At 40.0% G+C, this 25,074-nt stretch carries 21 protein-coding genes, 9 tRNA genes, 3 rRNA genes and 1 pseudogene; 4 read left to right on the top strand and 30 right to left on the bottom strand.

The features are described from left to right. Positions 1 to 7 precede the first annotated feature (7 nt). Positions 8 to 712: a class I SAM-dependent methyltransferase gene (locus tag AC3IS5_RS02005; RefSeq protein ID WP_489426349.1), complete on the bottom strand. Its 705-nt coding sequence runs from the start codon at positions 710 to 712 to the stop codon at positions 8 to 10. Positions 713 to 1,124: 412 nt separating this feature from the next. Between AC3IS5_RS02005 and AC3IS5_RS02000 the strand changes: the two genes are divergently transcribed. Both AC3IS5_RS02000 and AC3IS5_RS01995 read left to right on the top strand, forming a co-directional pair. Beyond that, a complete protein-coding gene (locus AC3IS5_RS02000) occupies positions 1,125 to 1,442 on the top strand; it encodes a DNA alkylation repair protein (protein ID WP_489426348.1) in 318 nt (105 codons plus the stop codon). Positions 1,443 to 1,810: 368 nt separating this feature from the next. After that, a pseudogene (locus AC3IS5_RS01995) lies at positions 1,811 to 1,993 on the top strand (site-specific integrase); the annotation flags it as partial. 67 nt (positions 1,994 to 2,060) lie between these two features. On the opposite strand, the gene groL reads toward AC3IS5_RS01995, so the two are convergent. Both groL and groES read right to left on the bottom strand, forming a co-directional pair. Beyond that, entirely contained in the window at positions 2,061 to 3,686 is a 1,626-nt protein-coding gene (groL, locus tag AC3IS5_RS01990; protein ID WP_489426347.1) for a chaperonin GroEL, read from the bottom strand. Between the two features lie 37 nt (positions 3,687 to 3,723). Next, a complete protein-coding gene (groES, locus tag AC3IS5_RS01985) occupies positions 3,724 to 4,008 on the bottom strand; it encodes a co-chaperone GroES (RefSeq protein WP_489426346.1) in 285 nt (94 codons plus the stop codon). A 186-nt stretch (positions 4,009 to 4,194) separates the two neighbouring features. On the opposite strand from groES, the gene AC3IS5_RS01980 reads away from it, so the two are divergent. Next, on the top strand, positions 4,195 to 4,905 hold the full coding sequence (locus AC3IS5_RS01980; protein ID WP_489426345.1) for a CPBP family intramembrane glutamic endopeptidase: 711 nt from the start codon (positions 4,195 to 4,197) through the stop codon (positions 4,903 to 4,905). 89 nt (positions 4,906 to 4,994) lie between these two features. On the opposite strand, the gene tatC is transcribed toward AC3IS5_RS01980, so the two are convergent. From tatC to AC3IS5_RS01965, 3 genes are all read right to left on the bottom strand, one after another. After that, on the bottom strand, positions 4,995 to 5,768 hold the full coding sequence (tatC, locus tag AC3IS5_RS01975) for a twin-arginine translocase subunit TatC (protein WP_489426344.1): 774 nt from the start codon (positions 5,766 to 5,768) through the stop codon (positions 4,995 to 4,997). Positions 5,769 to 5,785: 17 nt separating this feature from the next. Continuing rightward, complete coding sequence (locus AC3IS5_RS01970; RefSeq protein ID WP_489426343.1) at positions 5,786 to 5,980, bottom strand: twin-arginine translocase TatA/TatE family subunit; 195 nt, start codon at positions 5,978 to 5,980, stop codon at positions 5,786 to 5,788. An 81-nt stretch (positions 5,981 to 6,061) separates the two neighbouring features. Beyond that, positions 6,062 to 6,700 (bottom strand): redox-sensing transcriptional repressor Rex, encoded by a 639-nt coding sequence (locus tag AC3IS5_RS01965; RefSeq protein ID WP_193737630.1) that lies wholly within the window; start codon positions 6,698 to 6,700, stop codon positions 6,062 to 6,064. A 126-nt stretch (positions 6,701 to 6,826) separates the two neighbouring features. On the opposite strand from AC3IS5_RS01965, the gene abc-f reads away from it, so the two are divergent. After that, positions 6,827 to 8,767: a ribosomal protection-like ABC-F family protein gene (gene abc-f, locus AC3IS5_RS01960; protein WP_489426342.1), complete on the top strand. Its 1,941-nt coding sequence runs from the start codon at positions 6,827 to 6,829 to the stop codon at positions 8,765 to 8,767. Between the two features lie 377 nt (positions 8,768 to 9,144). On the opposite strand, the gene tsaD is transcribed toward abc-f, so the two are convergent. From tsaD to alr, 24 genes are all read right to left on the bottom strand, one after another. Next, entirely contained in the window at positions 9,145 to 10,164 is a 1,020-nt protein-coding gene (gene tsaD, locus AC3IS5_RS01955; RefSeq protein WP_489426341.1) for a tRNA (adenosine(37)-N6)-threonylcarbamoyltransferase complex transferase subunit TsaD, read from the bottom strand. Further along, positions 10,164 to 10,607 (bottom strand): ribosomal protein S18-alanine N-acetyltransferase, encoded by a 444-nt coding sequence (rimI, locus tag AC3IS5_RS01950; RefSeq protein WP_489427800.1) that lies wholly within the window; start codon positions 10,605 to 10,607, stop codon positions 10,164 to 10,166. The genes tsaD and rimI overlap by 1 nt, the downstream gene beginning before the upstream one ends. A gap of 11 nt (positions 10,608 to 10,618) precedes the next feature. Further along, entirely contained in the window at positions 10,619 to 11,320 is a 702-nt protein-coding gene (tsaB, locus tag AC3IS5_RS01945; protein ID WP_489426340.1) for a tRNA (adenosine(37)-N6)-threonylcarbamoyltransferase complex dimerization subunit type 1 TsaB, read from the bottom strand. Further along, positions 11,317 to 11,769, bottom strand: a complete 453-nt coding sequence (tsaE, locus tag AC3IS5_RS01940) for a tRNA (adenosine(37)-N6)-threonylcarbamoyltransferase complex ATPase subunit type 1 TsaE (protein ID WP_053418966.1) — start codon at positions 11,767 to 11,769, stop codon at positions 11,317 to 11,319. Before tsaE ends, tsaB begins: the two co-directional genes overlap by 4 nt. A gap of 150 nt (positions 11,770 to 11,919) precedes the next feature. Beyond that, a tRNA-Asp gene (locus AC3IS5_RS01935) sits at positions 11,920 to 11,996 on the bottom strand. A 457-nt stretch (positions 11,997 to 12,453) separates the two neighbouring features. Continuing rightward, positions 12,454 to 12,569: ribosomal RNA gene (rrf, locus tag AC3IS5_RS01930) — 5S ribosomal RNA — on the bottom strand. A gap of 63 nt (positions 12,570 to 12,632) precedes the next feature. Beyond that, a 23S ribosomal RNA gene (locus tag AC3IS5_RS01925) occupies positions 12,633 to 15,562 on the bottom strand. A gap of 184 nt (positions 15,563 to 15,746) precedes the next feature. Continuing rightward, a 16S ribosomal RNA gene (locus tag AC3IS5_RS01920) occupies positions 15,747 to 17,299 on the bottom strand. Together the 16S, 23S and 5S rRNA genes with 9 tRNA genes alongside form the textbook arrangement of a ribosomal RNA operon. 148 nt (positions 17,300 to 17,447) lie before the next feature. Then, positions 17,448 to 17,521: transfer RNA gene (locus AC3IS5_RS01915), tRNA-Gly, on the bottom strand. Positions 17,522 to 17,547: 26 nt separating this feature from the next. After that, positions 17,548 to 17,624: transfer RNA gene (locus AC3IS5_RS01910), tRNA-Arg, on the bottom strand. Positions 17,625 to 17,652: 28 nt separating this feature from the next. Further along, positions 17,653 to 17,739, bottom strand: a tRNA-Leu gene (locus AC3IS5_RS01905). Between the two features lie 58 nt (positions 17,740 to 17,797). Then, positions 17,798 to 17,873, bottom strand: a tRNA-Lys gene (locus AC3IS5_RS01900). Between the two features lie 19 nt (positions 17,874 to 17,892). Beyond that, positions 17,893 to 17,967: transfer RNA gene (locus AC3IS5_RS01895), tRNA-Gln, on the bottom strand. Positions 17,968 to 17,976: 9 nt separating this feature from the next. Continuing rightward, positions 17,977 to 18,053: transfer RNA gene (locus AC3IS5_RS01890), tRNA-Asp, on the bottom strand. A gap of 10 nt (positions 18,054 to 18,063) precedes the next feature. Then, positions 18,064 to 18,138 (bottom strand) — tRNA-Glu (locus AC3IS5_RS01885). A 3-nt stretch (positions 18,139 to 18,141) separates the two neighbouring features. After that, positions 18,142 to 18,216 (bottom strand) — tRNA-Asn (locus tag AC3IS5_RS01880). Positions 18,217 to 18,318: 102 nt separating this feature from the next. After that, the gene (locus AC3IS5_RS01875; RefSeq protein ID WP_489426339.1) at positions 18,319 to 18,774 is read right to left on the bottom strand and encodes a SprT family protein; all 456 of its coding nucleotides are present in this window, start codon (positions 18,772 to 18,774) and stop codon (positions 18,319 to 18,321) included. 65 nt (positions 18,775 to 18,839) lie between these two features. Further along, positions 18,840 to 21,002 carry a Tex family protein gene (locus AC3IS5_RS01870; RefSeq protein WP_489426338.1) on the bottom strand — a complete coding sequence of 721 codons (2,163 nt, stop codon included), beginning with the start codon at positions 21,000 to 21,002 and terminating at the stop codon, positions 18,840 to 18,842. Positions 21,003 to 21,321: 319 nt separating this feature from the next. After that, the gene (gene sigB / locus AC3IS5_RS01865; protein ID WP_489426337.1) at positions 21,322 to 22,104 is read right to left on the bottom strand and encodes an RNA polymerase sigma factor SigB; all 783 of its coding nucleotides are present in this window, start codon (positions 22,102 to 22,104) and stop codon (positions 21,322 to 21,324) included. Next, entirely contained in the window at positions 22,082 to 22,552 is a 471-nt protein-coding gene (rsbW, locus tag AC3IS5_RS01860) for an anti-sigma B factor RsbW (RefSeq protein WP_489426336.1), read from the bottom strand. Before rsbW ends, sigB begins: the two co-directional genes overlap by 23 nt. Continuing rightward, positions 22,539 to 22,880 (bottom strand): STAS domain-containing protein, encoded by a 342-nt coding sequence (locus AC3IS5_RS01855; protein ID WP_489426335.1) that lies wholly within the window; start codon positions 22,878 to 22,880, stop codon positions 22,539 to 22,541. The genes rsbW and AC3IS5_RS01855 overlap by 14 nt, the downstream gene beginning before the upstream one ends. 209 nt (positions 22,881 to 23,089) lie before the next feature. Continuing rightward, the gene (locus AC3IS5_RS01850) at positions 23,090 to 23,440 is read right to left on the bottom strand and encodes a type II toxin-antitoxin system PemK/MazF family toxin (RefSeq protein ID WP_038185900.1); all 351 of its coding nucleotides are present in this window, start codon (positions 23,438 to 23,440) and stop codon (positions 23,090 to 23,092) included. 4 nt (positions 23,441 to 23,444) lie between these two features. Beyond that, complete coding sequence (locus tag AC3IS5_RS01845; RefSeq protein ID WP_489426334.1) at positions 23,445 to 23,726, bottom strand: transcriptional regulator; 282 nt, start codon at positions 23,724 to 23,726, stop codon at positions 23,445 to 23,447. 178 nt (positions 23,727 to 23,904) lie between these two features. Further along, positions 23,905 to 25,023: an alanine racemase gene (alr, locus tag AC3IS5_RS01840; RefSeq protein ID WP_489426333.1), complete on the bottom strand. Its 1,119-nt coding sequence runs from the start codon at positions 25,021 to 25,023 to the stop codon at positions 23,905 to 23,907. Positions 25,024 to 25,074: the final 51 nt, after the last annotated feature.

The raw sequence follows: 25,074 nt of genomic DNA, 5'->3' as shown, positions 1-25,074 counted from the left end.
AGTTAAATTAGAAATAGCATTTAAAAGCACGATAACCTATGAAATGACGATAATGAGTTATTAATTCGTTATGCTCTTCCAATAAATCAAAGAGTTCTTTTTTTATGTTATCCGATTGATTAATATCATCTACTTCACTTGGACTAAGTTCAGATGGTGTATCGATTATTTCAATACGGGTAAATCCAGCTTGATGTAGCTTTTCCCGCCACTCTTCTTCACTTAAAATTTCTTTGATACCATATAAGTTGCATACAGTCCTTTGTAATTCTTTCGACAGGTTCTTTTCTGCTGTCATTTCAAGAAGAATTATCCTTCCATTACTTTTCATAACTCTAGCAAGTTCATGTAAAGTCTTTTCAATATCCGTAAACACGATAACAGATTCAGCGATGATGAAATCGAAGGAGTCATCCTCAAAATTCAAACATTCCGCGTCCCCTTCCACTACTTTAACTGAGGCTGGATTATTCTTGAATCGTTCCACTGCTTTTTCTATCATAATTGGATGCTTATCTATTGCAGTCACTTGGCAATTAAATCGTTTTGCCAAGAAAGCTGATGTCTGCCCTGTACCACAACCTACATCTAGTACGGATTCACTTAGCTGAATATTTGCGTCTTCCAATATAGTTTGGGTTAGATTAAACCCACCAGGATGTGCACCACCAATTCCAAAGTAAGCTAATAAGTCTAAGTAAGCGTTAGACACTGGATATCCCCCCTATTTATAAGGTTATAGTATGCTTGCTCTTTAGATATGTAGATGTATAGAGTAAGCACTTAACGAAAATATTACTTCATAGTAATAATAATTTTTGATACAAAAAAGCAACCTTGCAGTGATTGCAGGGTTGCTTTTACTTTCATAAGAAAGTGATATTTAAAATTTAGAGTATTAAACTTTTGGTATAGATTATATTTCTACTATTTAGTTAAGCTATTAGGTTTGTTGTTGGTAAATACAAAAGATTTGAGGCAGGTATTCCACTGCATAGTTTGGTTTAGGAATTTCAATCTTTTTCAAAAAGGAATTTTTTTGAGTGAGATTCACATTTTTGAATAAATGATAAGCTCTTGTAGGAAGATAATATGGAATCGAAAAGAAAGGATGAGTTAAAATTATGAGTCAACCGTATTTATGCCCACAATGTCGAACTAACCGTACTCGCTTTGCTATTATTGAACAGACCCCCATTTATATAAAATTAGATCCACAGAGTGGGGAGATCATCCAACAGTATGATAATCCGGAACAACTGCAAATACAATACAATGGGAGCGAATTGCGCGTTCATTGTGGAGCATGTGGTTTAATAGAAGATGAGCAAAGCTTTATCGCTACTGCTAAGCGCTTAAAATTTGGAGAGGGCACTTCGCCGTCGCAAGTAGCAGTCAATCCTAATGAACAATTTGAACAAAATCAGTTCGATCAGCCTTAGATTTTTTAGATAGATGATAGCAGCGGTGAGGAAATACTTTAAGAAAACATAATGCTTAATCGAGACAAACATTACAATTACGAATCCCTTCTTATTATCAAATCCAACAAGTTCGCCCAATTGTTGATCATTAAAACTACGCCATTATATATAAGAAATCAATCACAAGCTTGTATATGATGGTTTTTCATTACGCAAAAAATACACTGCTATTATATATATGAATTAAATACCTTTGATTGGCTTTATGTGTCCAATGCAAATTTCGATTTTCTATTGATTTTCTCAACTCTAAAATCTTTCCACATCTCCCTACCCTCACCAAAGATTTGTTTCATCTATTGAAATGGTTAGAAAGCCACGGAGTCACACATACGTCGTTACTTGCAAAGGCTAAAGTAGGATTAGAAGAAATTATGAATCGATTGGGAAATTGTGTTGATGAAACAACTAAAAACGTTTATCTTCATATAACGAAAGAAATAAAAAAAGAAGCTTCCCAAAAGTTTACACAACTAATGAGAAGCCTCTATTATAATCCTCTATGTTAGCAAAATGTTAGCATTTCACTTTCACCTTACATACAAACCCTTATATATCAAAGGTTGCAGGGGCTTATTACATCATACCGCCCATGCCGCCCATATCAGGCATTGCAGGAGCTGCTGCTTCTTTAATGTTTGCTACAACTGCTTCTGTAGTTAAGAATAGAGCTGCTACAGATGCTGCGTTTTGTAGTGCTGAACGAGTTACTTTAGTTGGATCTACGATACCAGCGTCGATCATGTTAACCCATTCGCCGTTTGCTGCGTTGAAACCAATGCCGTTTTCTTCGCGTTTTAGGCGGTCTACGATGATTGAACCTTCAAGACCTGCGTTATTAGCGATTTGACGAACTGGTTCTTCAAGAGCACGAAGAACGATTTTAACACCAGTTGCTACGTCGCCTTCGTGTGCCTCTGCAACTTCAGCTACTTTGTTATAGATGCTTACTAGTGCAACACCACCACCAGCTACAATACCTTCTTGTACTGCTGCGCGAGTTGAGTTTAGAGCATCTTCAATGCGTAGTTTACGTTCTTTAAGTTCTGTTTCAGTTGCAGCACCAACTTTGATTACTGCTACACCACCAGCTAATTTAGCAAGGCGTTCTTGTAGTTTTTCTTTATCGAATTCAGAAGTAGATTCTTCGTATTGTGCACGAATTTGGCCTACGCGAGCTTCGATTGAACCGATTTCGCCAGCGCCTTCTACTACTGTAGTGTGGTCTTTAGTTACAACAACTTTCGCTGCGCGACCAAGCATATCGATTGAAGTTTGTTTAAGATCTAAACCGATATCTTCAGTGATTACTTGTCCACCAGTTAGGATTGCGATATCTTCTAATAAAGCTTTACGACGGTCACCGAATCCAGGAGCTTTAACTGCTACTGCATTGAATGTACCACGAAGTTTGTTCACTACTAATGTAGCAAGTGCTTCGCCTTCTACGTCTTCAGCAATGATTAAAAGTGGTTTACCTTGTTGAACAACTTGTTCAAGTACTGGTAAGATTTCTTGGATATTAGCGATTTTCTTGTCAGTGATTAAGATGTATGGGTTGTCTAGGACAGCTTCCATTTTATCTGTATCAGTCACCATGTAATGAGATGCATAACCACGGTCGAATTGCATACCTTCTACTACATCAAGTTCAGTAGTGAAGCCTTTTGACTCTTCGATAGTGATAACGCCGTCGTTACCAACGCGTTCCATAGCTTCTGCGATTAATTCGCCTACTTCTTCGTCAGCTGCAGAGATAGCTGCTACTTGAGCGATAGCTTCTTTGTTTTCAACTGGTTTAGAAATAGTTTGTAGTTCAGTAATAGCTGTAGCAACCGCTTTATCGATACCTTTACGAATGCCGACTGGGTTAGCACCAGCTGTAACGTTTTTCAATCCTTCACGGATCATTGCTTGCGCAAGAACTGTTGCCGTAGTAGTACCGTCACCAGCGATTTCGTTAGTTTTAGAAGCAACTTCAGATACAAGTTTTGCACCCATGTTTTCGTATGGATCTTCTAACTCGATTTCTTTTGCGATCGTTACACCATCGTTTGTGATTAGTGGTGAGCCGAAAGATTTTTCTAGAACGACGTTACGTCCTTTAGGTCCTAATGTTACTTTAACAGCGTCTGCTAATTTATCTACACCGCGAAGCATTAAGCTGCGTGCTTCTTCACTAAATTTAATATCTTTTGCCATTGATGCGTACCCCCTGAATAGTTTTTAGTTTCAGTTATTAGCCGATAATAGCCAAAATATCGCTTTCGCGTAAAATTAAATATTCTTTACCATCATATTTTACTTCTGTACCAGCGTATTGAGAGTAGATAACGCGGTCTCCTTCTTTTACGTTAAGTGGAACAGTTGTACCACTGTCAGTCAAGAAGCCAGTACCTACTGCGATAACGTTACCTTCCTGAGGTTTCTCTTTTGCAGAGTCTGGAAGGACGATGCCGAATGCTGTTTTTTCTTCTACTTCGACTAATTCGATAATAATGCGATCACCTAATGGTCTTAACAAGTGAAACAACCTCCTAGAAATGTGGAATTTATATTTTATTAGCACTCTTAAGTCATGAGTGCTAACACAATTCTAATAATAAAGAATTCCGTCTTTTTTTGCAAGTATGAAGCATAAATTATTTTGTTTTCGAAAGCGAGTATTCTACAATAGAGATAATACCTTTTTTAAGAGAGGATTTTAAATTTGAAATCAAAGAAAACCGCATTTTTTGTTTTGATTGTCTACATTATTATGCAACTGTCATCTATTCTTTTTTTGAAACCGCTTCTCAAGCTCATACAAAAAATGAATCCTGACCTTAGTTTAAAGACAGCTATTCTAATGACCCAAGGTTGGTGGATATTCATCAGTATGGGTACTGCTCTAATCGTTTCACTCATTCTTGTTAGGCGAGACAAAGGTTTTTGGCAAGTTTTTAAAGGTGAAAAAGCTTCCATTCCTATGTCAATTGGCTGGGGTATAATTGGCTTCTTCCTCGTATTCTTTGGCCAAACAGTCGGCGCTCTAATCGAACAAGGCCTAGGCATAAAAACTGGCTCAGAAAATACAGCCAATTTAATCGAAATTGCAGATGTGGCTCCAGTAGCTATTATAGGAATTGTAGTGTTTGGACCAATTTTAGAGGAATTTATCTTCCGTCGTGTTATTTTCGGTTCAATTTTCCGAAAAACTAATTTCTTTATCGCTGCTGCTGTGAGTGCAATTGTCTTTGCTGTTATCCACTTCGACTTTTCACACATCATACTGTATGCGATTTCCGGTTTTATATTCGCGTTTCTATACCATAAGACACAACGCATTATTACATCGATTATTGCGCATATGATGCTAAACGGCTTTGTGACAATAGTTCAGCTTTATCAAGATGATCTTATGAAGTTTTTAGGACAGTAAGATTTGCACAACCTACTCTTTTGTTGAGTAGGTTTTTTTGTATGTATTTTATATAATGTATATTTCCCATAAAAAAAACCTTCAACTGATTATTCATCAGTCGAAGGGTTTTTTGCTAATTCAATCTGGCGTTGCTGTTCTGCTCTTAAGTACTTGCGGTAGCCTACGCGAGAAATAAGAATACTAATCTCATATAAAATACAAAGTGGTAATGTTACAAACATATGAGACATAATATCTGGCGGTGTAATGATAGCAGCAATGACTAGTAAGATAAAGTACGCGTATTTCCGTACTTTAGCCAACATCATTGGTGTGATTATGCCTAAACGTGTAAGGAATAAAACCACTATCGGTAATTGGAATATTACACCAAACGGCAAGGTGATTTGCATTAAAAATTGGAAATATTCATTGATCCCTATCGTTTGTTGTATATCTAATTCAACAGACATTTGCATCATAAACTTAATAATATAAGGGAATAATACTTCGTAAGAAAAGACTACTCCGCCTAAGAAAAGTAACACACTGTAAGGAATATAGCTCAATGTTACTCTACGTTCTTTTTCATATAAACCTGGACTAATAAATGACCAAATCTGATACAAAATAATAGGTGATGTTATGATAACGGATAAAATGAAAATAACTTGAAAATAGACTTTGACAGGATCTGTTACTTTAAATGAATGCAATTGTAATTGTTGTGCTTCTTCACTATTAAATTGTAAAAAGTGGATTAACGGTTCCGCTAAAAAGAAACTACCAACCACACTAATAACAAAGAAAACGGCAACTATGTATAACCGTTTTCTTATTTCTTCTATATGTTCGATAATCGTTAGTTCATTATTGTTCATCCAACTAACATCCTAACTTATTTTTCTTCTACTTTTTTAGTTTCGATAACTTTTTTTGATTCATCTTCGTCATCTGCTAAACCTTTAGTAGCGTTTTTGAATTCGCGGAGAGTAGAACCCATTGCTTTTCCAAGCTCAGGTAATTTCTTCGGTCCGAAAATAAGTAGGGCTACAATCCCAATGATAATAGCACTCCCAGCGCCAATTCCCATAACAGACACCTCCTCATAATATGTTCTTATTTTAACTCATTTCGCTAAATTTTGCTATTTTATTTATGTGAATATTTCGAGTTATTCTTCATCATTTCGCATGAAATATATGAGTGTTTGTAACTCGATAGATAAGTCAATTGTATGCACCCGGATTGAATCCGGTACTGATATTCTAATCGGTGTAAAGTTTAATATACCTCTAACATTCATCTTCACTAGACGATCTGTCATCATCTGAGCAGAGCGTGACGGTACTGTTAAGATTGGAAGCTCTGCTCCGTACTCAACAAACTTGTCCTCTAACGCATCTGGATGATACACAGGTATACCACTTATCATTTTACCTTCTAGTGGAGCTTTTGTATCAAATGCAACGACAATTTTCGTATTATGATTCTTTTGAAAGTTATATTTCAAAAAGGCATTCCCTAAATTCCCCACCCCTATTAGGGCTACATTCATGCGCTCATCTTGGTCTAAAATATTTCTAAAAAACGCTAGCATTTTTTGGACATCGTAGCCGTAGCCCTTTTTGCCAAGCGCTCCAAAATGAGAAAAGTCTCTACGAATGGTCGCAGAATCAATTTTCATCGCTTCACTTAATTCTTTTGAAGAGACGCGTTCCTGCCCTGCTTTAGCGAAGTTTTGAATAAATCGATAATAGAGAGGAAGCCTTTTTGTCGTAGCTTGTGGAATTTTAGTTGATTCGTGTTTCACACAGTTTCCTCCTGCAATCAATCCGAAATCGTTTCAATATTACATGACGATTGTTCTCCTGTAAAGTTATCTCATTGCACCCTACTGCGCAATCCGATAAACTAAGATTGAACTGAGGTGTCTAAAATGATTGTTTTACAAGTCAATCAATTATATAAATCTTACATTGCGGACGAAATTTTAAGTGGTGTTAAGCTAGAAGTGCAGCATCGAGATCGTGTTGCACTTGTTGGTCGTAACGGCGCTGGTAAATCTACATTACTGAAAATTATCGCGGGTCAGCTTTCTTATGACTCTGGTGATATCATTATGCCAAAAGATGTTCGACTAGGATATTTAGAACAGCATGCTGGTTTAGAATCTTCTCTAACTATATGGGAAGAGATGATGACTATTTTCGAACCAATAAAAAAACAAGAACAGCAGTTACGAAACTTAGAACATAAAATGGCTGATCCAGCTGTGTATGATGATGCAGAAACTTATGCTAAGGTAATGGCTGAGTACGATCAGTTACAGCATGATTTCAAAGAGCAAGGTGGCTATCAATACGAAGCCGATACACGCTCCGTTTTGCATGGTATGCAATTCTATCCAGCTGATTATGATAAGTATATTTCCGCCCTTTCTGGTGGACAGCGTACGCGTCTTGCCCTTGCAAAGCTTCTTTTAACAAAGCCTGATTTGCTAATCTTGGATGAACCGACAAACCATCTAGATATCGAAACATTAAGCTGGCTTGAAAACTATTTAAAAAATTATGACGGCGCTATTTTAATCGTATCACATGACCGCTATTTCTTGGACCAAGTTGTATCTATTGTGTACGAAGTTTCTCGTCATCATGTCACAAAGTTCACAGGTAACTATAGTCGCTACTTAGATGAGAAGGCGAAAAACTATGAACGTGATATGAAACTATTTGAAAAGCAACAAGATGAAAAAGCAAAATTAGAAGTCTTTATCCAAAAAAATATTGCTCGTGCTTCCACGACGAAAATGGCTCAAAGCCGACGTAAAGTGCTAGAGAAAACGGATTGGATGGATTCACCTGATGGCGATGAGAAATCAGCAACATTTACCTTTGGCATCGACCGACAAAGCGGTAATGATGTACTGGCAGTGAATGATGTGGCGATAGGCTATAATGGGAAATTAGTATCTCAACATATTAATATGCGTATTTTCCGCGAAGATCGCATCGCGCTTGTTGGACCAAATGGTGTTGGTAAATCTACACTACTAAAAACCATTGTGAAGGACAAACCTGTGATTGCAGGAGACATTCATTATGGTACGAATATTCAAATCGGTTATTATGACCAAGAGCAAGCGAAACTTACAAGCAACAAAACTGTTTTAAAAGAGCTCTGGGATGAATGGCCATTGATGAACGAAAAAGACATTCGCACAGTGCTAGGTCGCTTCCTATTCTCTGGTGATGACGTTAGTAAAATCGTACAAGATTTATCGGGTGGAGAAAAAGCACGTCTTGCACTCGCGAAACTAATGCTACAAAAATGTAATTTCCTTATTCTTGATGAACCGACGAACCATTTAGACTTAGATAGTAAAGAAATATTGGAAAATGCGCTCATCGATTATCCAGGCACATTACTATTTGTTTCGCACGACCGTTATTTCATTAATCGTATTGCTACAAAAGTTATTGATTTATCAGCTGATGGAAGCTTTGAATATCTAGGTGATTATGATTATTTTTTAGAGAAGAAAAAAGAGCTTGAAGAATTAGCAGCTGAAAAACTTGCGGCAATGCCTCTTTCAAAAGAGCAAGCTCCAGAGAAAGTGACTACAAATGGAAAAATCGATAAGGACGCGAAAAAGAAAGAACGCCAAATTCGTCGACGAATTGAAGAGATTGAAGATAGTATGGCAAACTATGAAGAGCAAATCCGTTTCATAGAAGAGCAACTGTGCGATCCAGAAATCTTTCCTGATCACGAAAAAGTAATGGCCCTTCAACATCAACTTGATGAAACCAAAGAAGAGCACGAAACAGCTGAAATGGAATGGCTAGAACTAAACGAACAACTTGAAATGTTTTAAAAGAAAACCGCGTGTCGATGAACACGCGGTTTTTGTCGTACAAGAACAATTCACGTCCCATATATAGGTCAAGAAGAAATTTTAAGTATATTTTATCCACGGGGTTATACACATTACAAATCCTTTATTTCCAACATATCAATATAGTTATACACATTATTCACAGTATAAATTTATTTTGCACACATTTAGTTGTGTAAAAGACAACACTATATATTGAAAACACACATATTATCCACAACTTATCCACAGATTGTGCATAAGTACGAATGTTCGCATTTTTCGACCCGTGTTCCCATTTTATGAAAAAAAGATCACTTTCTGACGAAAGTAATCTTTTCTCATACACAATTTAGTTTTAGTAAATAGAAGTGATCTTATTTATGCCAAGATACTAATTCCATACCTGGGCGTCCATTCATTCCCATATCGCTACGTTTTCCAGCCTCAAACATAAATGTACCGGCAGCTGCAATCATCGCCGCATTATCTGTACATAGCTTAAGTGGCGGCACATAAAAAGGAATACCTTCATTAGCGAATGTTTCTTCTAATGATTTACGCAGACCTTTATTAGCGGAAACTCCTCCAGCTGCAATTACTTGCTTCACATTATACTGGCGCGCTGCTCGTAATGTTTTCGCTGTTAATACTTCTACAACACTATCTTGGAACCCTTTGGCAACATGCAATGGATTCACTTCGATGCCTCGTTGTTCTGCATTATGCTTATAGTTAATCACTGCAGATTTTAAACCACTAAAACTGAAATCATATGAATCCTCTTCCAGCCAAACTCGAGGGAATTTAACTGCTTCATCACTCTCATGCGCCATACGGTCAATGTGCGGACCACCTGGGTATTGAATATTCAATACGCGAGCTACCTTATCATAAGCCTCACCAGCAGCATCATCGCGTGTTTCTCCGATCAATTCAAATGAGCCATGTTCCTTCATGAAAACAAGCTCAGTATGTCCACCAGATACGACAAGAGCAAGTAAAGGAAATTCCATCGGCTGCATTAAAGCATTCGCATAAATATGCCCTGCAATATGATGCACGCCTATTAATGGGAGGCCATTAGCAAATGCAAAAGCCTTCGCAGCATTAATACCGATTAAAAGTGCACCAACTAATCCAGGACCTTCCGTTACAGCTACCGCATCCAAATCCTCTGGCTTCAGATTTGCCTGCGCTAATGCTTCTTCAATTACTAGTGTCACTTGCTCTACATGGTGTCTTGAAGCAATTTCAGGTACAACACCACCAAAACGTTTATGACTCTCAATTTGAGATGCCACTACATTTGACACTATTTCACACCCATTTTTGACAATAGAAGCTGCTGTTTCATCACAACTACTTTCGATCCCTAATATATATCGATTTTCCATTATAAATTCACCCACATGACAAGAGCGTCCTCTTGATTATCTGTATAGTATCCTTTACGGATACCTCCATCTTGAAAGCCAAGTTTACGATAAAGATTTTGGGCAACTGTATTTGTAACACGTACTTCTAAACTCATGACGACAACTGCCCGTTCACGAGCGATACGAATTGCTTCACGCATTAGCCCTTCACCTATTCCTAAACCCCTAGCAGATGCTGTTACTGCCACATTTGTAATTTGACTTTCATCTAATACAATCCACATGCCACAAAACCCTATAATTTGCTCTGTGCCGTCCACAGCAACAACATAGGTAGCTTGTGTATTTGTAGTCATTTCATGATAAAAAGAATCCATCGTCCACGGTGATGGAAATACTTCAACTTCAATTGCATACACTGCTGGTACATCCGTCACTGTCATCTCTCGATAAGTAATCATCTTTTCACCTATTACTGACCCTTCTGCTCTTTTATCCAATTTGCCTCAGCCTCAGCTAAACGACGATATTGAGGTACAAATGAATGTACAGCTTCAATATCAGGCAATTCTTGTTGTGAAGCCAATTGAATAAGCTGACTAGCACTAGGCAGATCTAATGTAAAAGGTGCACGTACTGCATGATTTCCTAATTGGGCTTGAATTGATTCCCAAAATAAATCCACATCATGTCCAACGAACATTACCGGTGCATTTAAATCCTTTAATTTTTCAAGTAAGCCTTGCAAGCTATAATGCCCATCCTCAACTACTGACGTTAGGTCTGCCGTCGTATTATAAGCTCCTGCATAGACATTTTGTCTTCTCGCATCGATAATAGAGCATACAACTCCATTATAAAGTGCAGCATTTGCTGCTAAGAGCTTTAAGCTAGAAATACCAACTAGTGGTTTTTTCAGCGTCCAAGCAAGTGTCTTAGCGATTGTAACACCAATACGCACACCTGTATAAGAACCCGGACCCTCACCAACTGCAATTGCATCAACTTCGGCTGGTTTCATCTTAGTTCTTTCAAACAATCGCTCAATCGCTGGCATAGCCCCAATTGAATGATTTAATTTAATATTCGTTACTTCCTCCGCTACAACTTGACCATCTTTTACAATGGCCACAGCTAATGGGGAATTCGATGTATCTATTCCTAACCAAATCATTTCATTAACTCCTCACACAATCGTTCATAACGCTTACCGATTGGTTTCAATAAAAATCGTCTTTTATTCTCATCTATTCGATGGATTTCAATTCCTAGTCGTTCAGCAGGTAGATCTTGTTCAATAAGATGAGCCCATTCTATTACAGACACAGCATCACCGAAAAACAACTCATCCCAGCCTAAATCTTCATCGCTATCAGCTAGTCGATAGACATCTAAATGATTGAATGGCAACCTACCTTCATATTGCTTTAAAATTGTAAAGGTTGGGCTATTCACTGTACGTGTAATTCCCAATCCCTTAGCCAAAGACTGTGTAAAAGTTGTCTTACCTGCGCCAAGATCTCCTTCAAGTGTAATCGTATCCTGTGCTTCCAGCAAATCAGCCAGTTTCAAAGCAAGACTTTTTGTTTCTTCTAATGAATTAACCAATATCTCCATTGTCATTCGACCTTATCCTCTCAAACTTACATTAACTATAGTTTACCTAAAGCATCGCAAATGTTCAAAGTGAACGGGCTAAAAATTTTTTAGACATAAAAAAATAACACAGCTACATTAGCTGTGTTTACATTTGAATTTATAAGTAAAAGTAAATGGCGGTCCGGACGGGACTCGAACCCGCGACCTCCTGCGTGACAGGCAGGCATTCTAACCAACTGAACTACCGGACCATTTCTTTAAGACAAGATTTATTATATCAGCTAATCTATGCTTTAGCAATAGTTTTTCAAAAAAAAACTACTTTTACATAAAATATTTTCACTTTATCCAGCTAATATTGTATGATTCTAGTATTTCTAACACTTTAAACTATCTATCATTAATAATTTAATAATGAGGTTACATAAACTCTCTATTAAAAAGTAATATTCAAAAGTTGTAAGTCTCAAAGTTTCTTAAATAATGAATTTTTCTTGCCATGCAATTCTGGATCAATATTAATTATCTTATGAATAAAACTAGACTTTAGGAATGATTCTACTAAACCATCACCACTGAGACATGCAATAAAACCAGTCAAACTTATAACAATATAAAAAATTATATTCAATGATATATAAATCTTATATACATTATGTTTTGAAAAATAAAAAAGCACAACTGATTAAATCAGCTGTGCTTTAATTTGCCTAGCAACGTCCTACTCTCACAGGGGGAGACCCCCAACTACCATCGGCGCTAAAGAGCTTAACTTCCGTGTTCGGCATGGGAACGGGTGTGACCTCTTTGCCATCATCACTAGACTATATTAGAGAACTTGTTCTCTCAAAACTGGATAAATTACATTGAAGTTTGTTAAGTAAAATTTGGTTAAGTCCTCGATCTATTAGTATTCGTCAGCTCCGTATGTCGCCACACTTCCACCTCGAACCTATCTACCTCATCGTCTTTGAGGGATCTTACTTACTTGCGTAATGGGAAATCTCATCTTGAGGGGGGCTTCATGCTTAGATGCTTTCAGCACTTATCCCGTCCACACATAGCTACCCAGCGATGCCCTTGGCAGAACAACTGGTACACCAGCGGTGTGTCCATCCCGGTCCTCTCGTACTAAGGACAGCTCCTCTCAAATTTCCTACGCCCACGACGGATAGGGACCGAACTGTCTCACGACGTTCTGAACCCAGCTCGCGTACCGCTTTAATGGGCGAACAGCCCAACCCTTGGGACCGACTACAGCCCCAGGATGCGATGAGCCGACATCGAGGTGCCAAACCTCCCCGTCGATGTGGACTCTTGGGGGAGATAAGCCTGTTATCCCCGGGGTAGCTTTTATCCGTTGAGCGATGGCCCTTCCATGCGGAACCACCGGATCACTAAGCCCGTCTTTCGACCCTGCTCGACTTGTAGGTCTCGCAGTCAAGCTCCCTTATGCCTTTACACTCTACGAATGATTTCCAACCATTCTGAGGGAACCTTTGGGCGCCTCCGTTACTCTTTAGGAGGCGACCGCCCCAGTCAAACTGCCCGCCTGACACTGTCTCCTACCCCGCTAAGGGGCATGGGTTAGAAGTTCAATACATCTAGGGTAGTATCCCACCAACGCCTCCTCCGAAGCTGGCGCTCCGGAATCTCTGGCTCCTACCTATCCTGTACAAGATGTATCAAAATTCAATATCAGGCTACAGTAAAGCTCCACGGGGTCTTTCCGTCCTGTCGCGGGTAACCTGCATCTTCACAGGTACTATAATTTCACCGAGTCTCTCGTTGAGACAGTGCCCAGATCGTTACGCCTTTCGTGCGGGTCGGAACTTACCCGACAAGGAATTTCGCTACCTTAGGACCGTTATAGTTACGGCCGCCGTTTACTGGGGCTTCAATTCGCACCTTCGCTTGCGCTAAGCACTCCTCTTAACCTTCCAGCACCGGGCAGGCGTCAGCCCCTATACGTCACCTTACGGTTTTGCAGAGACCTGTGTTTTTGCTAAACAGTCGCCTGGGCCTATTCACTGCGGCTCTCTCGGGCTTTCACCCTACTAGAGCACCCCTTCTCCCGAAGTTACGGGGTCATTTTGCCGAGTTCCTTAACGAGAGTTCTCTCGCACACCTTAGGATTCTCTCCTCGACTACCTGTGTCGGTTTGCGGTACGGGCACCTTTTACCTCGCTAGAGGCTTTTCTTGGCAGTGTGAAATCAGGAACTCCGGACATACGTCCTCGTCATCACAGCTCAACGTTATAGAAATGGGATTTGCCTCATTTCACGCCTCACTGCTTGAACATGCATAACCAACAGCATGCTTACCCTATCCTACTGCGTCCCCCCATTGCTCAAATGGTAAATAGGTGGTACAGGAATATCAACCTGTTGTCCATCGCCTACGCCTATCGGCCTCGGCTTAGGTCCCGACTAACCCTGAGCGGACGAGCCTTCCTCAGGAAACCTTAGTCATTCGGTGGACGGGATTCTCACCCGTCTTTCGCTACTCATACCGGCATTCTCACTTCTAAGCGCTCCACCAGTCCTTCCGGTCTGACTTCACAGCACTTAGAACGCTCTCCTACCACGGACATCTAAGATGTCCATCCACAGCTTCGGTGAATTGTTTAGCCCCGATACATTTTCGGCGCAGCGTCACTCGACCAGTGAGCTATTACGCACTCTTTAAATGATGGCTGCTTCTGAGCCAACATCCTGGTTGTCTAAGCAACGTCACATCCTTTTCCACTTAACAATTACTTTGGGACCTTAGCTGGTGGTCTGGGCTGTTTCCCTTTTGACTACGGATCTTATCACTCGCAGTCTGACTCCCGTGCATAAATCACTGGCATTCGGAGTTTGTCTGAATTCGGTAATCCGGGATGGACCCCTAGTTCAAACAGTGCTCTACCTCCAGGATTCTCTATCACGAGGCTAGCCCTAAAGCTATTTCGGAGAGAACCAGCTATCTCCAGGTTCGATTGGAATTTCTCCGCTACCCACACCTCATCCCCGCACTTTTCAACGTACGTGGGTTCGGGCCTCCAGTAAGTGTTACCTTACCTTCACCCTGGACATGGGTAGATCACCTGGTTTCGGGTCTACAACCACATACTCATTCGCCCTATTCAGACTCGCTTTCGCTACGGCTCCGTCTTCTAAAACTTAACCTCGCATGTAATCGTAACTCGCCGGTTCATTCTACAAAAGGCACGCTATCACCCATTAACGGGCTCTAACTACTTGTAGGCACATGGTTTCAGGATCTATTTCACTCCCCTTCCGGGGTGCTTTTCACCTTTCCCTCACGGTACTGGTTCACTATCGGTCACTAGGTAGTATTTAGCCTTGGGAGATGGTCCTCCCAGATTCCGACGGAATTTCACGTGTTCCGCCGTACTCAGGATACACTCAAGAGAGAATGAACTTTCAACTACAGGGCTGTTACCTGCTCTGGCGGGCCTTTCCAGACCGCTTCATTTAACTCATTCCTTTGTAACTCCATATAGAGTGTCCTACAACCCCAAGAGGCAAGCCTCTTGGTTTGGGCTATTCCCGTTTCGCTCGCCGCTACTCAGGGAATCGATTTTTCTTTCTCTTCCTCCAGGTACTTAGATGTTTCAGTTCCCTGGGTCTGCCATCAAGACGCTATGTATTCACGTCAAGATACTGCTCCATTACGAACAGTGGGTTCCCCCATTCGGAAATCTCCGGATCAAAGCTCACTTACAGCTCCCCGAAGCATATCGGTGTTAGTGCCGTCCTTCTTCGGCTCCTAGTGCCAAGGCATCCGCCATGCGCCCTTAATAACTTAACCTAAAAGTTAGTTATTAAGCCTAAAAAACTTAATAATAAAAAATGTGTTACTTAATTTGCTTCAATGTCGTTTTATCCAGTTTTCAAAGAACAAGGTTTTGAAGATCATTTTACAATGAGCCTTCAAAACTGAACGCAAGACGTTAATCGACAGATCCAAGATCTGTTTCCGTAATTATCCTTAGAAAGGAGGTGATCCAGCCGCACCTTCCGATACGGCTACCTTGTTACGACTTCACCCCAATCATCTATCCCACCTTCGGCGGCTGGCTCCATAAAGGTTACCTCACCGACTTCGGGTGTTACAAACTCTCGTGGTGTGACGGGCGGTGTGTACAAGGCCCGGGAACGTATTCACCGTGGCATGCTGATCCACGATTACTAGCGATTCCGGCTTCATGTAGGCGAGTTGCAGCCTACAATCCGAACTGAGAACGATTTTATGAGATTAGCATACCCTCGCGAGTTAGCGACTCTTTGTATCGTCCATTGTAGCACGTGTGTAGCCCAGGTCATAAGGGGCATGATGATTTGACGTCATCCCCACCTTCCTCCGGTTTGTCACCGGCAGTCACCTTAGAGTGCCCAACTTAATGATGGCAACTAAGATCAAGGGTTGCGCTCGTTGCGGGACTTAACCCAACATCTCACGACACGAGCTGACGACAACCATGCACCACCTGTCACCAATGTCCCCGAAGGGAAAACTCTATCTCTAGAGCGGTCATTGGGATGTCAAGACCTGGTAAGGTTCTTCGCGTTGCTTCGAATTAAACCACATGCTCCACCGCTTGTGCGGGCCCCCGTCAATTCCTTTGAGTTTCAACCTTGCGGCCGTACTCCCCAGGCGGAGTGCTTAATGCGTTAGCTGCAGCACTAAGGGGCGGAAACCCCCTAACACTTAGCACTCATCGTTTACGGCGTGGACTACCAGGGTATCTAATCCTGTTTGCTCCCCACGCTTTCGCGCCTCAGTGTCAGTTACAGACCAGAAAGTCGCCTTCGCCACTGGTGTTCCTCCAAATCTCTACGCATTTCACCGCTACACTTGGAATTCCACTTTCCTCTTCTGCACTCAAGTCTCCCAGTTTCCAATGACCCTCCACGGTTGAGCCGTGGGCTTTCACATCAGACTTAAGAAACCACCTGCGCGCGCTTTACGCCCAATAAATCCGGACAACGCTTGCCACCTACGTATTACCGCGGCTGCTGGCACGTAGTTAGCCGTGGCTTTCTAATAAGGTACCGTCAAGGTACGTTCAGTTACTAACGTACTTGTTCTTCCCTTACAACAGAGTTTTACGATCCGAAAACCTTCATCACTCACGCGGCGTTGCTCCATCAGACTTTCGTCCATTGTGGAAGATTCCCTACTGCTGCCTCCCGTAGGAGTTTGGGCCGTGTCTCAGTCCCAATGTGGCCGATCACCCTCTCAGGTCGGCTATGCATCGTTGCCTTGGTAGGCTGTTACCCCACCAACTAGCTAATGCACCGCGGGCCCATCTAGTAGTGACAGCCGAAACCGCCTTTCAGCATTTTGCCATGTGACAAAATGGATTATTCGGTATTAGCCCCGGTTTCCCGGAGTTATCCCAATCTACTAGGTAGGTTGCCCACGTGTTACTCACCCGTCCGCCGCTAAATCAGAAGAAGCAAGCTTCTTCATCATTCGCTCGACTTGCATGTATTAGGCACGCCGCCAGCGTTCGTCCTGAGCCAGGATCAAACTCTCCATAAAAGTAGTTTGAAAGCTCATTAGCTTTGCTAGCGTATCATCCGAAGATGATATCTATTTTTTTGTTTTGATCCACCAACAGAGTTGATGTTCAAAAACATTTATTGATTAACGTCTTGCATGTTCAGTTTTCAAGGTTCATAAATTATATTGGAGCGGGTGAAGAGAATCGAACTCTCGACAACAGCTTGGAAGGCTGTGGTTTTACCACTAAACTACACCCGCGTTGAAATTATAATTTTTAAAAAATATGGCGCGCCCGGCAGAAGTCGAATCCACAACCTTCTGATCCGTAGTCAGACGCTCTATCCAATTGAGCTACGGGCGCATATCGTATATTATATATTGTAAGTGTTTGGTGCGGTCGAGAGGACTTGAACCTCCACCGAGTAAACCTCGACTAGGCCCTCAACCTAGCGCGTCTGCCATTCCGCCACGGCCGCATTTTAATTGACGTGTAGGTTATATTATATCACCTTAAAACATAATGTCAAGTTAAAATGGTGAGTCATGCAGGATTCGAACCTGCGACCCTCTGATTAAAAGTCAGATGCTCTACCAACTGAGCTAATGACTCGTAGCTTGAAGAATGGAAATGGCTGGGGTACCTGGATTCGAACCAGGGCATGACGGAATCAAAATCCGTTGCCTTACCGCTTGGCTATACCCCAAAAAGTAAATGGCGGTCCGGACGGGACTCGAACCCGCGACCTCCTGCGTGACAGGCAGGCATTCTAACCAACTGAACTACCGGACCATATAAAATTTGGTGACCCCTACGGGATTCGAACCCGTGTTACCGCCGTGAAAGGGCGGTGTCTTAACCGCTTGACCAAGGGGCCATATGGCTCCGAAGGTAGGACTCGAACCTACGACCGTCCGGTTAACAGCCGGATGCTCTACCACTGAGCTACTTCGGAAAACATGTTGCATTTTGTTACATTTTGTCGTCATCACCTTGTCGACTTTTATTATTATAGACAGGTATTCAGAAAAGGTCAAGCGTTTTTCTAAAAAAACTTTTAACCATTTTCCTTGATGCGCCCTGAACACTTGCTACAACGGTATTTAGAAGGGTTCATTCTTTTTTTCCTAACATAGTTTGTACCGCATTTTACACATATATAGGTATAACTTTTATTAGAGCTTCTTCCCTTTATACCTGTTAAATTAGAACAGTATCTAGGAGCATTCGTGTTCTTTAATAGAATGCGGAAATCTGCATCACGATGTTTATACCCCTTTCCTTCTATATGAAGATGATAATGACATAGCTCATGACGAATAATTCCTTCTACTTCCTGTATACCGAACTTTTCAAAGGATTTCGGGTTAATCTCTATATTATGTGATTGTAATAAGTATCTACCGCCAGTAGAACGTAATCGCTTATTAAAATAGGCTTGATGTCTAAAAGGCTTATGGAATACGTTTATAGAGATTTCTATTACAAGGTTTTGTAGTTCTTCATCTGTCATATTATCCTTCCCTTTCTTCTATAAAATAAACCTCGCTTTAATGCGAGGTTTATTTTTCTGCTATTTTAATCGATTTGTTTTGCTGGGGGAAGCATAGTTAATGCAATTCTCCCTTTATCTTTCTCAATCTTTTCTACCCATACTGTTACAATGTCACCAAGAGCTACTACATCTAAAGGATGTTTTACATAGCCGTTTTTTAATTTAGAAATATGGACAAGACCATCTTGTTTAACACCAATATCGACAAATGCACCGAAATCCACTACGTTGCGTACTGTCCCTTGCATCTCCATTCCTGGTTGCAAATCTTCCATTTTCAAAATATCTTTCTTCAACAATGGTTGCGGGAAGGCATCGCGTGGATCACGTGATGGTTTCATCAATGTATCAATGATATCTTTTAATGTTACTTCTCCTACATCCCACTGCGAGCTTAAAGTTGAAATATCTAAGTTAGCTAGCGCTTGTTCAGCCTCCGCTGTTCCTAGTTGTTCCTTCTTAATAGAAGCTACTTCGAGTAGTTTGTTTGCTAGGTCATAACTCTCTGGGTGAATGCCCGTTGCATCCAATGGGTTTTTCGCTTCAGAAATTCGTAAGAAACCGATTGCTTGTTCATACGTTTTAGCCCCTAGGCGCGGAATTTTCTTCAACTGTGTACGAGCTGTAAATTTCCCATTTTCACCACGAACTTTAACAATGTTTTCTGCAACTGTTTTTGATAACCCCGATACATATTGTAAAAGTGAAGATGATGCAGTATTCACATCTACACCAACTTGGTTAACAGCTGTTTCAACAATGAACGTTAAAGAGTCTGCAAGCTTCTTCTGAGATACGTCATGTTGATATTGCCCCACACCTACTGCTTTCGGTTCAATTTTCACAAGCTCAGCCAGCGGATCTTGTAATCTTCTCGCAATTGAAACGGCACTGCGTTGCTCAACTTGCAAATCCGGAAACTCTTCCCGCGCTACTTCCGATGCGGAATATACACTTGCTCCAGCTTCATTAACAATAACAAACGCAGTTTCACTATTTAACTCTTTCAAACATTCTGCTACAAACTGCTCTGACTCGCGGGAGGCTGTCCCATTACCAATAGCGATAATAGATATCGGATACCTTTGCAATATATCCTTGAATACCTTTTTAGCTTGAACAGGATCTGCTTTTGGCGGATGTGGATAGATAACAGAGATTTCAAGCATTTTACCCGTGTCATCCACTACAGCCAATTTACAACCCGTTCGATATGCTGGGTCCAGTCCCAATACAAAGCGATCTTTTAGTGGCGGTTGTAATAACAGATTACGTAAATTTTCAGAGAAAATATGAATCGCTTGAGCCTCCGCCTTCTCCGTCAACTCTCCACGCAATTCTCTTTCAATTGAAGGTTGAATTAATCGTTTGTAAGCATCTTCAATGGCTAATTCAACTTGTTTAGCTGCTGGTGAGGATGTACGCGGAATCCATTCTGTACACATCAATTGATGAACACGCTCTACTGGTACAGCTATATTAATTTTCAAAATGTCTTCTTTTTCACCGCGATTAATAGCTAATATGCGGTGAGGAACAATTTTATTAATTGGTTCTTCGTATTCATAGTACATTTCATAAACTGATTTTTCGTCCAAATTTTGATCTTTCACTGCGGAAAGAATCTTGCCATTTTGCCATGATAGTTTACGAATTTTCTCACGAATAGCAGCATCATCTGCAAAACGCTCTGCTAAAATATCGCTAGCACCTTGCAATGCTTCCTCAACTGACTCCACATTCTCATTGATATATGGTGCAGCTAAATCAGCTAGTGAAGTTGCCGCAAATTTCATCAATTCATCCGCTAAAGGCTCTAACCCTTTTTCTTTAGCGATTGTCGCTTTTGTTCTACGTTTTTGTTTATAGGGACGATATAAGTCTTCCACTCGTTTTAAAATGGTTGCCGCCTCTATATCTTTTTTAAGTTCTTCAGTTAGTTTACCTTGTTCATCGATAAGGCGAAGCACTTCTTCTTTTCGTTGTTGTAGTTGTTGTAAATAATGATAACGGTCTTCGATTGCTTTAATTTGGACTTCATCAAGTGAACCAGTTGCTTCTTTACGATAGCGCGCTATAAACGGCACCGTATTTGAACCTTCTAGCAATTCGATAACCGATTCTACTTGTTTTGGTCGGATGCTAAGTTCTTTCGAAATTAATTGCTGCATTTTTTTGTTGTCCATTCAGTCACAACCTTTCTCTATCCTATTTATATTATCATATAGGTAATTATAAAAACCTTTGTCACGTTGCATTGCATCACCTTAAATTCTATTATTTCACAATAAATAAAAAGCCTACTCCAAAAGAGCAGACTCCTAACATCAAAGTTTCTATTGTTATTTTGGCTTTCGCCAACCATCACCGCTTTAATAAGGTGTCCAGTCTTCCAACGCCGCGCCATTTTATTACTTCGAGTATGGCATAGATAGGGATTCTTGTATTACATAAACCTGTATTTATAACTATCATTAAACCATTATTCTAATCTAAATTGAATTTTTAATGGATACTACTGGTGGTACCAACAGCCTCTTGTAGCTTTTTTATCGCTTTCCTCTGTAATCTAGAAACATGCATTTGAGAAATCCCCAGACTTTCTCCTGCTTCTTTCTGACTTAATTGATCCAAATATGTAAGCTGGATGATATGCTTTTCTTTTTCTGTTAAAACCGCCATAGCTTCAGCCACTATCATACGTCGATTTGTTTTTTCATACCCCTCATCTTCATCACCAACAATATCGAAAAGGGTCATAGAACTACCATCTGAATCGGATTCCATCGTATAATCCATCGACAATGCTTGATAACCCCGTCCCATCTCCATTTCTTCTAATACTTCTTCTTCTTCAACTCCCAAGTACTCCGCAATTTCATTTACACGCGGGGAACGTTGGAATTCTATTGTCAGTTGTTCTACTGCGGACTTGATACGTGGCCCAAGCTCTTTAATACGCCTTGGCACATGGACATCCCATGATTTATCGCGTAAAAAACGCTTTATCTCACCGATGATTGTAGGAACTGCAAAAGCTTCAAAGTTACGACCAAAAGACACATCAAATCTTCTAATAGCCCCAAGTAACCCAAGCATACCTACTTGGACAATATCCTCGTGGTAAGAACCACCTTTTGAATACTTTCTTGCAAGCGACTCAACTAAGTATTTATATTGTAAAACCAAATTGGTTTGCGCTTCATTATCTTCATTTTCTTGATATCTATTAATCCATTCTATAACTTGTTCTTTTGAGGCTGATTTAGAGGGTGATTTTTTCCACATTGTCAGTCACCTGCTCTCTGGCGACATATTTTGTCATTAAAACAGTAACGCCATTGTCGTTAAGCACTTTTACCTCATCCATTAGAGTTTCAATTAAATAAAGACCTAGGCCACCTTCTCGAATAAATTGAATATCTTCTTCTTCATGATAAGGTCCTACCCTTTTTTTCACTTCCTTAAAATCAAAGCTATAACCATAATCCGCTACCATGATTTCAATTTTTTCTTTATATAACGCACATCCTACTACAACTTCACCGTCATCATCTTCTTCATAAGCATGTTGAATAGCATTGGTAATCGCTTCACTAGAGGCAATTTTTAAATCTTCAATATCATCATAAGAAAAGCCAATTCGATTCGCTAAACCTGAAATGGTCAATCGTACAACCCCTACATACTGAGGCTTTGCTGGTATTCTCATTTCAAAGTAATCAAATTCCTTCATGGTTAGTAGTCGCCTTCCCCTCTTCTTCAATATTCATAATGTCACTTAGTCCAGTTATATTAAACAAGCGATATAAACGTGGTGATAACCTTCTTAATTTCACATCTCCACCGACGCTAATTACGTTTTTATAAAAAGCAACGATGACACCTAGTCCTGTACTATCCATATATACTACTTCATGAAAGTCTAATTCAATCTGGATACTCTCAGTTAATTTAATGTTATTTAGTTGCTCACGAAGCTTAGGTGCAGTGAAAGCATCTATTTCACCTTTGACATAAGCTATACTTTTTTGTACATCTACAGTTTCTAGTTTGAAATCCATATTAAAATCTCCTTCCATCTACTAATCTAGTTCAAGTACTCATATATTACCCTATTACGCTAGCATTAAACCTTTTCGTTAGTTTTTTTAAATCTCTTGCATTAAATGTAATCCGTATCCACCCTCTCATCAGAATAACAATGACAATCGGCAAATAAAAAAAGCACCAAAGTGAGATCCACTTCAGTGCTTAACATTTATGTATACCGTTAGAATTTCAAAAGTCCCAAGCTAATTTCTAATGCTTCTTCTACTTTTTCCATTAAGGGATCATCAAGTTGTGTTATTTTATCAGTCAATCGTGATTTATCTATTGTACGCAATTGTTCAAGTAAGATGACTGAATCTCTTTCGAAACCATACTGCTTAGCATCTATTTCGACATGAGTTGGTAGTTTTGCCTTTTGAATTTGCGCAGTAATGGCCGCAATAATTACTGTTGGGCTGAAACGATTTCCTATGTCATTTTGAATAACCAGAACGGGTCTTGTACCACCTTGCTCAGACCCGATAACTGGTGATAAATCAGCAAAAAAAACGTCACCACGTTTTACGATCAAGTTTTCATCCTCCGCTTACGAGACGCTCCACCATATGTTCTGCTTCATACTCTAAATGTAGACATTCGCTACATATGGATAAGTTAATTTGTGACATCTCTATATAACCTTTAACCATTGCTTCTCGTATTTGATTTTGTTTGTATTCTCTTTTGTATCTCTTTGTTGGTGTATAAACGAATTCATCGCATTCTGTCGTAACTTGTCTATAAGCTTGTTCAATATTCTCAGCCATCTTATGCTTAGGTAGCTCTAAGATAACTTCACTTATCCTCTTCTTATTCACGGCCAGCACCTCCGACAAAACATTCCATCTTTTTCAATTCAACTTTCAACTTATCCCTATCTTAACATTGAAATTAATTGTTGAATAGACAAGAAAGGTAAGAATTTGACATTGTGGGTGGAAATGTTTTTATTTGTCGGCTGCAATCATTGTTATTAAAGACTTAAAGTTGTTGAAATTATTTATAAATCCTTGGAATTCTTGATGTTAACATACACGGTATTTCATATACAATTGTCTGAAGTCTTTCTGACCATTCTTTCATATGAATTTCCTCTTGCTGTTGTTGACCAATTAATATAACCTTTTCTCCAACCGACATTTCATATGGTAGCTTGATCATACATTGATCCATGCATATACGTCCAATAATCGGAACGCGATTCCCTTGTATCAATACTTCTTGACCGGCAAGTCCTCGTAATAGACCATCCGCATAGCCAATCGGCATTGTACCAATCCACTCTTCTTCAGTTGCTACATAGTTGCCACCATAACTCACTCTATCACCTTGTTCAATTTTCTTCACATGAACAAGTTCACTTTCAAGTGACAAAGCAGGTTTCAAAGAAAATGGTAGATGCTTATCCACATATGGTGATGGTGCTAGTCCATACATAGAAATACCAAATCTGACGGCATCGAATTGTACATTTTCTTTATTTAGTGTCGCAGCTGTATTGGCAGCATGTACAAGACGCGGCTTCTTAGGTAAACTCTCAACAAATGATACGAACGTTGCTAATTGTTCGTTGTATTGAGTAGAATCTTCTTCATCTGCTGTTGCAAAATGAGTGAACATGCCATCGATTAAAAAGTGCTTGTTCGCATCGATGGCATTATATAATGCTGTTAACTCAGTTTGTTTTCTAACGCCGATACGTCCCATACCACTATCAATTTTAATATGTAGCTTCAAAGCTTTTTTAAAATTCATCGCTTGTTTCGCAACTTCATTTACCCAATCTAACGAAAACGCAGTTAGAGATATATCATATTGTGCAGCAAAAGTTGCAAAATATACCGGTGTTGCTCCTAAAATTAATATTGGGGCTTCTTTTATAAACTCTCTTAAATGAAGTGCTTCCTCAGGAGTTGCAACAGCTAGCATTGAGGCTCCCGCCTGCAACGCCGCATTTGCTACCTGTAAATCACCATGACCGTATGCATTCGCTTTAACAACTGCAATAATCTCTGTCGTAGTATGTAAGTGTTCACGCAGTTGTTTGATGTTATACTGAATATTTTCTAATTCAATGATTGCCTTAGTAGGGCGGAAATTTTGAAGCTGATACATAGATGATCCCTCTTTAAAAATGGATTTTTTTCTATTATCCGCCCTGAAAAA

The sequence above is a fragment of the Viridibacillus sp. KH_047 genome (genome assembly GCF_057838945.1).
The sequence above is the reverse complement of the archived record's forward strand: the minus strand, read 5'-3'. Positions and strand labels throughout refer to the sequence as shown.

Excerpts from the sequence above, each read along its gene's own strand:
- AC3IS5_RS01870 (WP_489426338.1), bottom strand. The coding sequence starts at position 21,002 with ATGGACAACAAAAAAATGCAGCAATTAATTTCGAAAGAACTTAGCATC.
- AC3IS5_RS01970 (WP_489426343.1), bottom strand. The coding sequence starts at position 5,980 with ATGGGAATTGGCGCTGGGAGTGCTATTATCATTGGGATTGTAGCCCTA.
- alr (WP_489426333.1), bottom strand. The coding sequence starts at position 25,023 with ATGTATCAGCTTCAAAATTTCCGCCCTACTAAGGCAATCATTGAATTA.
- tatC (WP_489426344.1), bottom strand. The coding sequence starts at position 5,768 with ATGAACAATAATGAACTAACGATTATCGAACATATAGAAGAAATAAGA.
- rsbW (WP_489426336.1), bottom strand. The coding sequence starts at position 22,552 with ATGAAGGAATTTGATTACTTTGAAATGAGAATACCAGCAAAGCCTCAG.
- tsaB (WP_489426340.1), bottom strand. The coding sequence starts at position 11,320 with ATGATTTGGTTAGGAATAGATACATCGAATTCCCCATTAGCTGTGGCC.
- AC3IS5_RS02000 (WP_489426348.1), top strand. The coding sequence starts at position 1,125 with ATGAGTCAACCGTATTTATGCCCACAATGTCGAACTAACCGTACTCGC.
- tsaD (WP_489426341.1), bottom strand. The coding sequence starts at position 10,164 with ATGGAAAATCGATATATATTAGGGATCGAAAGTAGTTGTGATGAAACA.
- AC3IS5_RS01855 (WP_489426335.1), bottom strand. The coding sequence starts at position 22,880 with ATGGATTTCAAACTAGAAACTGTAGATGTACAAAAAAGTATAGCTTAT.
- tsaE (WP_053418966.1), bottom strand. The coding sequence starts at position 11,769 with ATGACAATGGAGATATTGGTTAATTCATTAGAAGAAACAAAAAGTCTT.
- groL (WP_489426347.1), bottom strand. The coding sequence starts at position 3,686 with ATGGCAAAAGATATTAAATTTAGTGAAGAAGCACGCAGCTTAATGCTT.
- AC3IS5_RS01875 (WP_489426339.1), bottom strand. The coding sequence starts at position 18,774 with ATGACAGATGAAGAACTACAAAACCTTGTAATAGAAATCTCTATAAAC.
- abc-f (WP_489426342.1), top strand. The coding sequence starts at position 6,827 with ATGATTGTTTTACAAGTCAATCAATTATATAAATCTTACATTGCGGAC.
- sigB (WP_489426337.1), bottom strand. The coding sequence starts at position 22,104 with ATGTGGAAAAAATCACCCTCTAAATCAGCCTCAAAAGAACAAGTTATA.
- rimI (WP_489427800.1), bottom strand. The coding sequence starts at position 10,607 with ATGATTACTTATCGAGAGATGACAGTGACGGATGTACCAGCAGTGTAT.